The organism is Methylomonas koyamae (genome assembly GCF_001644025.1).
Lineage (GTDB): Bacteria > Pseudomonadota > Gammaproteobacteria > Methylococcales > Methylomonadaceae > Methylomonas > Methylomonas koyamae_A.
In genome coordinates, this window is sequence record NZ_LUUK01000109.1 from 1 (window position 1) to 1,409 (window position 1,409).

Consider the following 1,409-nt stretch of genomic DNA (forward strand, 5'->3'; position numbering starts at 1 on the left):
GCCCAGCAACGCCTGTGGTTTCTGGACCAGTTGGAACCGGACAGCCCGTTTTACAACATCCCGGTAGCGCTGCGCCTGACCGGGCGTTTGGACCTTGCCGCACTGACGCAAAGCTTCACGGCCATCGTCCGCCGGCACGAAATCCTGCGGACCGTGTTCGAGACCGGCCCGGACGGCGAGGCGGTGCAAACCATTCGCCCGGATCTGACAGTAGAACTGGCGCACATCGACCTGACCGACTTAGAGTCCGGTCAAGATGACGCTTGGCAAGCGCTATGCCGGCAAGAAGCCGCCAAACCCTTCGATTTGCGTAACGGGCCTTTGATCCGTGCCCGCTTATTGCGGCTGAGGGACTGTGCCGAACAGCAGGATGCGGTGCTGTTGTTGACCATGCACCACATCGTGTCCGACGGCTGGTCGACGGAACTCCTGATCAAGGAATTCAGCGCGCTGTACCGAGCATTCACACAAGGGTTCGCCGTACAGCTGCCGGAATTGCCGATTCAATACGCCGACTTTGCCTGCTGGCAGCGCCAGTGGCTGAGCGGCGAGGTACTGGAGCGGCAGTTACATTACTGGCGGCAACAACTGGACGGCGCCCCGCTGGTACTGGACCTGCCGACCGACCGGCCACGGCCAGCAGCGACCACCTACTGTGGCGCCAGTCTGGCTTTCGAACTGCCGCTGACTGTGGCGCAAGCGATACGGGAGCTGAGCCGGCAACACAATGTCACCTTGTTCATGGCGCTACTAGCCGTATTCCAACTACTGCTCAGCCGCTACAGCGGCCAATCCGATCTGTGTGTCGGCAGCCCGGCCGCCAACCGGAATCGGCCGGAAATCGAAGGCTTGATCGGCTTCTTCGTCAACACCTTGGTTCTGCGCGCCAACCTATCGGCTAACCCAACGGTGGCCGAGTTTCTAACACAAATCAAAACCACGGTGCTGGATGCCCAACAGCACCAAGACCTGCCGTTCGAAAAACTGGTCGAAGCGCTACAGCCCGAGCGCGACCCCAGCCGCAGTCCGCTATTCCAAGTTATGTTTGTCTTGGCCAAACAAGAGCCGCTGACGCTAAGCTTGCCGGATTTAGCCGTCGAACTGATCGAAGATTCCGGCAAAGTGGCCAAATTCGACCTAACCCTACACATCCAAGACTGGCCGGACGGCCGAATCGGCGGAAGCTGGGAATACAACACTGACCTGTACGACGCAACCAGCATCGAACACCTGGAACGGCACTACCAACAGCTGCTGCAAGCGGTTGCCGTCCAGCCGCAGCGCAAAGTCAGCGAACTGCCGCTGCTGAGCGAAGCGGAAACCCGACAAATCCTGCACGACTGGAATGCGACCGGTGTTGACTACCCGCAAGAGCGCTGCATTCACCAGCTGTTCGAAGCGCAAGTCGA

At 59.8% G+C, this 1,409-nt stretch carries 1 protein-coding gene; it reads left to right on the forward strand.

Translation table 11 applies throughout. The features are described 5' to 3' along the window. Positions 1-1,409 (forward strand): condensation domain-containing protein (locus A1355_RS08700; protein WP_231883611.1); only part of this gene is annotated, 1,409 nt, incomplete at both ends.